The sequence below is a fragment of the Actinocrinis sp. genome (genome assembly GCF_035938995.1).
Classification (GTDB): domain Bacteria; phylum Actinomycetota; class Actinomycetes; order Streptomycetales; family Catenulisporaceae; genus DASZGI01.
The window spans coordinates 1-6,107 of sequence record NZ_DASZGI010000099.1 but is presented as its reverse complement, the minus strand read 5'-3'; the positions used below and the strand labels follow the sequence as shown (position 1 = coordinate 6,107).

Sequence of the window (6,107 nt, the reverse complement as noted above, 5' to 3'; positions counted from 1 at the left end):
CGGCTCCGTGACGTGCCCATCACCTCGCGGGTCTGGCCGCCGTCAGGTCAGGCCCTCGAGTCGGGCGAAGATGCGTGCGGCTGTCTGTTTGCTGGCGTGGTGGTCGCATTCCTCGGCGATGTCGGCGGCGTGCCGGGCGTGTGTCAGGGCCCTGTGTGGGTGGCCGAACTCGGCGTGGGCCTGGGACAGCTCCAGGTGCGCTTCTGCGATCTGTACTCGGTGGCCGGAGCGCTGCGCGCTGTGCAGCGCGCGGGCCGCCGCGCGTATGCACGCTTCGGCTTGCTTGTCCGCGCGCAGGCAGGCTGACACGCCGATCAGGCCCCGGGCCTGGTACCACGGATCGCCCGCGGATCGGCCGTAGGACAACACCCGCTCATACCAGGGACGGGCCGCATCCGCCCGGCCTTGTACGAGCTCGAACCAACCGTGGTGGATCGCGGTGAGCGCCGCCAGCTTCGCCAGCCCGGTGCGCTCGGCCAGTTCGTCGGCCCGCTCCAGATGCTCCCGGGCGCGGGCGATGTCTCCCAGATCGCAGCACAGCTCGGCGAGTGTGCCTTCGGCGGTACAGGTGAAGTACGGCTCGTCGCTCTGCGCGCCGATCGCGATGGCGTCGACGAGCAGCGGTTCGGCCTGCGCGAATTCGCCCAACTCGCGATAGGTCACACCAAGGCCGGCCAACACGGGCGTCAGCTTGCGCCGCGGACCGTGTTCGGAGTAGAAGTCGGCGGCTTGACGGAATTGGTCGACGCCCTCCCGAAGGCGGCCTGACATGGCGAGTAAGTAGCCGAGGTTGGCCCTCGCGTGCGCCTCCCCCTGGCGGTCGCCGTTCTCGCGCATCGCGGCGATGTTGAGCTCGAAGGCGTCGGCGGCCTCGCGTAGTCTGCCGTCCTGAATCCGCACGACGCCCAGATCGTTCAGGGCCGCGGCCTGGCCGGCCGTCCAGCCCGTCTTGTCGCATAGCTGCGCCGCCCGCCGCGCGTGTTCGGCCGCCTCGGCCAGCGCGCCGAGTTTTTCCGCGGCGATGGCGAGGGTGAGCCGCGCGGCCGCCTGGCCGACCGGATCGCCGTCCGCGCTGGCCGCGGCGAGGGCCGTTGCGCCCGCCTCGTGCATGGGCTGGGCGTGCGACCTGGCGAACAGATGCGGCCGGTAGGCGAACGCGAGCCGCCAGGCCACGTCGGTGTTGCCGCTTGCCGCGGCTTGGTCGATCTGCGCCATGATGTTGTGGTGTTCGCGGTCGAACCAGTCCTGGGCCGCGTCGGTCCCGCTGTACCGGTCACGCGTCGAGAGCTGCACCGTCGGCTCTTCCGGTAGTCGCAGCGCCTGCGGGTATGCGGTCCGGGCGGTACTTCGGACGGTCGCGAGGTACCACTCGGCGAGCCTGCGCAGCGGCGCCTTGACCGCTCCGGCCGCTGTGGCGAGTCCTCTGGCATAGGCCTGCAGTAGGTCGTGGAACGTGTAGCGGTCGTGGCTGACACGCCCGACCAGGTGGGCGGCGGTCAGGCGCTCCAGCCGCTGTTCGGCCTCGTCCGGCCCGATGTCGGCGAGCGCCGCCGCCACGCCCGCGGTGAAGCCCGCCCCTGGCACCAGCCCCAGCAGCCGGAACAGTTCCTGCTCTGCGGCGCCGAGTGAGTCGTAGGAGAGTTGGAACGCCGCGTGGACGCTGGAGTGCTCATCGCCAGTGATCCGCAGCGCGCGCGGCCACGCGTCCGTCTCCAACAGCTCGAGGTATCTGCCGAGGGATCCGGGCGGAGCGCCGTCGAGGTGCGCGGCGGCGATCCGCAGCGCGAGCGGCAGGCAGGCGCAGGCCTGGGCGAGCCGCGCCACGTCCGTGGCGGAGTGCTCCGGGCCGAGGATTTGCGCCAGCAGGCTGACCGCGTCGTCCAGGGCGAGCACGTCGACGGGCACGCGCCGCGCACCGTTGCGGGCCACCAGGCCGTCGAGCCGGTGCCGACTGGTGACCAGGACCGCGCAGCCCGAGTCACCCGGGATCAAAGGCCTCACCTGCTCGACGCTGCGGGCGTTGTCCAGCAGGAACAGCAGCCGCCGGCCGGCGGCCCGAGACCGAAACAGTCCCGCCGCTTCCAGCGGCGTGTCCGGGATTTGATCCCCGGGCACGCCCAGGGCGCGCAGCAGCGAACCGAGCGCGGCCAGCGGGGTCAATGGCCGCAGATGCGAATAGCCCTGTAGATCGAGATAGAGCTGCCCGTCGGGGAAGTGCGCGGCGGCGCCGCGGGCCCAGTGCACCGCCAGTTCCGTCTTGCCGCATCCCCCGGTGCCGGTGATCAACGCCAGCGGCGTCGTGGCCCCGGCCGGGCCGAGCAGGTGCCGGCTCAGGTCCCTGAACTGGTCGGCGCGTCCGACGAACGGGAAGACGCCGGAAGGCAGCTGAGCGGGCACCGAGCGGTGCCCGCCCGCTGAGGCCCGCGGTGCGGACGCGGGCGGGCCGGCCGCGCGCTTTTCATCGAGATTCCGCCGGTGTTCCCGCACCGTCTCAGGCCCGGGTTCGATGCCCGCATCCTCGGGTATCGGGCTACGCAATGCGGCGTCGCCCGCGAGAATGCGCTCCTGCAAGTCTCTTAGCTCGGGCCCGGGCTCGATACCCAATTGGTCGACCAACACGCGACGCACGTTCCGATAGGCCTCCAGTGCTTCGGCCTGCCGCCCCGTGCCGGCCAGCGCCAGCATGAGCTGCGCGTGGAAACGCTCGCGCAGGGGATGGCGCACGGTCAGCCCCTGCAGTTCGGTGACCACCCGATCCTGGTGCCCAAGTTGCAGGGCGGCCTCGATGCGCCATTCGAGGGTTTGAAGACGGTGCTGATCCAGATGGGGGATCCACGCGTCCTGCAATGCTTGGCAGGGCACGTCGGCCAGGGGCGTGCCGCGCCACAGGTCAAGCGCCCGGGTGGCGGTGGCGAAGGCGTCGGCCCAACTGCCAGTGCGCACGGCGGAACCGGTGTCCTGAAACAGTGCCTCGAACCGTGTCGCGTCCAGTTCGTCGTCGGACAGTTCGATCAGATAGCCGGGGGAGCGGGTCAGGATCCGCGCACCGGCTTGCGGTCCCAGCGTCCGGCGCAGCCGCAGAACCAGGGAGCGCAACGCCGCTGCCGCGCCGGGCGGTGGCGCCCCGTCCCACACCAGCTCGCTCAGCTCGTCCACCGGCACCGCTTCATTGGCGCGCCACAGCAGCACCGCCAGCAACGTCCGCAGCCGCCCCGCCGAGAGCAGTGCCAGCTCCTGCGCACCGTCGGCCACGACGCGCAGCGGACCGAGCACCCCGAACCGCACCGGCACCCTCGACATGCACCCTCGCGCCCTGTTTCAACCCGCCGTGGCATCCCGTGCAACACGCGTATCACGGCGATATCACGCCCTGCGTCGACTCTAGTGCACGTGTAGCGACTGCGGCGGCGCGCTCTACCCGGCACGCAGCCACACCGCTCGCCGACATGCGCGGCGGCCCGCGACGGGGGTCATCGGCACCACGCAACCACGATCGGTTGGAGGGCTAAGCGCATAAGACGACCTCGCACGACACCGGCGACGGTCGCGCCCGCCGGTGCGGTGGCGCTCTGCAGCACCGCCGCAGTCAGATTACTTTCTCATTCGGAGTTATTTCGAGCCCTGATTATTGCTGGATCAGCGATCGTAGATGGGAGTTCGACTGCGTGTCGGATCGACGAGGGGCAGGTTGGGGATGTTCTCGCGTATGTTCATCCGGGGTGTTCCCGGGGGCGGCGGCTTCGGTGGTCCTCGGCGATGACGGCCTTCGTGGTCGCCGGTTCAGTGGTACAGGCTGCGGACGTGGCCGAGGCCGCGACTTCGCCAAGGACGTCGACGGCAAGCGCGGCTGTGACGCAGAGTACGGATACGGTCTCGGCGATGATGGCGGCGCGCAAGCAGGGCTCGCGGGTGGAGGTGCTCTCGGATCGCACCTCGTACGCGCAGACGTTCGCGAACCCGAGCGGGACGCTGACGTCGGCCCGCGTGCGCAGGAAATCGGCCCACGTGTTGGAACTGCGCTCGGGCGCCGGGTTGATCCCGGCGTCCTGAAGGATCTCCCAGACGGTCGAGGCGGCGACCTTCACGCCCAACACGAGCAACTCGCCGTGCACGCGTCTGTGACCCCACCCCGGATTCTCATGGACCAGGCGCAGCACTAGGGTGCGGATCGAGCGTACGGTGCGCGGCCGCCCGACATGCGTGGGCCGGGACCGCTCGGCGTGTCGCCGCGCCCTCAGATAGCGGTGCCAGCGCAGCACGGTGTCTGGCTTGACCACCAGGTGCAGGCGCTGGAGCACATTGCTCGGCAGCCGGTGCAGCAGCGCCGCCAAGAGCGCGCGATCGCTCGCAGTGAACCGCATCTGCCGCGGGCCGAGCTGCCGTTGCAGCACCGCGAGCTGATGGCGCAGGGCCAGGATCTCCGCATCCTTGTCGCGATTGCTCATCGGTAGCAGTCGTAGAAGCGCGAACGCGTTGCTCACCCCGAGATAGGCCAGTCGCAGAAGCACGACCGATCACCATGGCACGGCAGTGGTCAGTCATCCGGAAGTTCCGCAGACCGCCACCCCGCGCAACACCGGCCTGACTCCCGACAGTGGTTCTGGCCAGCACGAACGAGGTTGTCGGCAAGCGCAGCGTGCACCCCGGCGCAGGGCAGCCGGCATCCAACGCTCACCTCGGCGTTCAACCTGAGGCCACACTTCATCGCCGACACCGCGGACGCGCCAGGAACCCCTGCCGTCGCGCCCACGCCGTCAGTGCCGGAGCCTGATTGACAAAGGTCTAAACCAGTCGCATGGTGTGTCCAGGGATGGGCCCGCGCCAAACATCTGGAGCCGTACATGCGCATGCTGATGCGCAAGCCCATCCTGCCCGCCGCAACCGTCCTGCTGGCCGCGACAGCGCTCACACTCACCGCGGCGACCCGTTCCGGGACCGGTACGGCGCAGGCCGCTACCGCCACCCCGATCCAGATCTACGGGGCCTGGCACTGCAGCAACGACGGATGTGCCTGGGGCACCGTGCGCACGATCGCCGACTTCGACGCGAACAACCACTGGCTGATCGACCGCGGCGACGGCAAGCCCTCCGTCAACCTGGTCGTGCTCAGCTTCGTCAACCCAGTCAAGCTGCTGAACAGCACCACGGACGGCGCCGACGCGAACGGCGTCCCGGTCGGCATGACGTCGGACATCGTGAACTACTTCACCAGCCACGGCATCCGGGCCATGCTCTCGATCGGCGGCATCACGTACGTCTCGGACTGGGACGCGGTCCTGACGCAAAACCCGACCTTGCTCGGGCAGAAGGCCGCTGCGCTCGCCACCCAGCTCGGCGTCGGGATCGAGATCGACTACGAGAACAGCTCCAGCCCGAACCTGACGGGGCTCGGGTCGTTCATCTCGGCCTACCGGGCCGCGCACCCCTATGACGCCACCGGCGCCGATCCGACCGCGCGCCTGACTATCGACGTCGCCGCGGGAGACCGCTACCTGATCGCGCTGGACCAGTACGCCACGGCGAATTGGCTGACCACCTCGAACCCGGTGCTCGACTACGCCAACGCCATGGTGCCGTCGAAGCAGCCCTCGACGAGCAGCGCCGAGTCGAACTGGCTCGAGCACGTGGACGGCAAGCCGAACTATGCCCCGCCCATCGCGCCGCTGGCTCCGGCGAAGTTCACCGGATCGCTCTTCATCGCGGGCACCTCCCAGATCCTGCCGGAATGCAACAACTTCAGCGCCTCGCTGCAGAGCTCCACTAGCGCGTGGGTCCAGTCCGTCGCCCCGGCGGGTGCGGGCACCACGGACGGCATGCTCGGCTACATGTTCTGGGCCGCCGACACCCCGTCCACCCGGGGTAAGACCACTGATCCGCCCAACACGTGTCAGGGTGGGGTCGGCGCCGGATCGAGCGCGCTGAACGTCCCGATCCCCATGCCCCCGCTGCGCCAGCAATGACAGCTACGAGCTGACCGGCGGTCACCCGGTCAGCCGCCGTTGGTGGGCAGTTGCGCGGCCAGTGCCTGGATCTGGGCGGAGATGCCCTGCAGGTAGCCGATCGGGTCGGTCGCCTGATCCGGCAGCGTCGGCAGGGTTTGCGCGACT

General features: G+C 69.8%; 2 protein-coding genes and 1 pseudogene. 1 reads left to right on the top strand and 2 read right to left on the bottom strand.

The features are described from left to right. Positions 1-42: 42 nt before the first annotated feature. Both VGZ32_RS06305 and VGZ32_RS06300 read right to left on the bottom strand, forming a co-directional pair. Positions 43-3,300: an AfsR/SARP family transcriptional regulator gene (locus VGZ32_RS06305; protein ID WP_326884893.1), complete on the bottom strand. Its 3,258-nt coding sequence runs from the start codon at positions 3,298-3,300 to the stop codon at positions 43-45. Positions 3,301-3,953: 653 nt separating this feature from the next. Next, a pseudogene (locus VGZ32_RS06300) lies at positions 3,954-4,508 on the bottom strand (helix-turn-helix domain-containing protein); the annotation flags it as partial. Positions 4,509-4,841: 333 nt separating this feature from the next. Here VGZ32_RS06300 and VGZ32_RS06295 point away from each other — a divergent pair. Continuing rightward, complete coding sequence (locus VGZ32_RS06295; RefSeq protein WP_326884891.1) at positions 4,842-5,960, top strand: hypothetical protein; 1,119 nt, start codon at positions 4,842-4,844, stop codon at positions 5,958-5,960. Positions 5,961-6,107 lie beyond the last annotated feature (147 nt).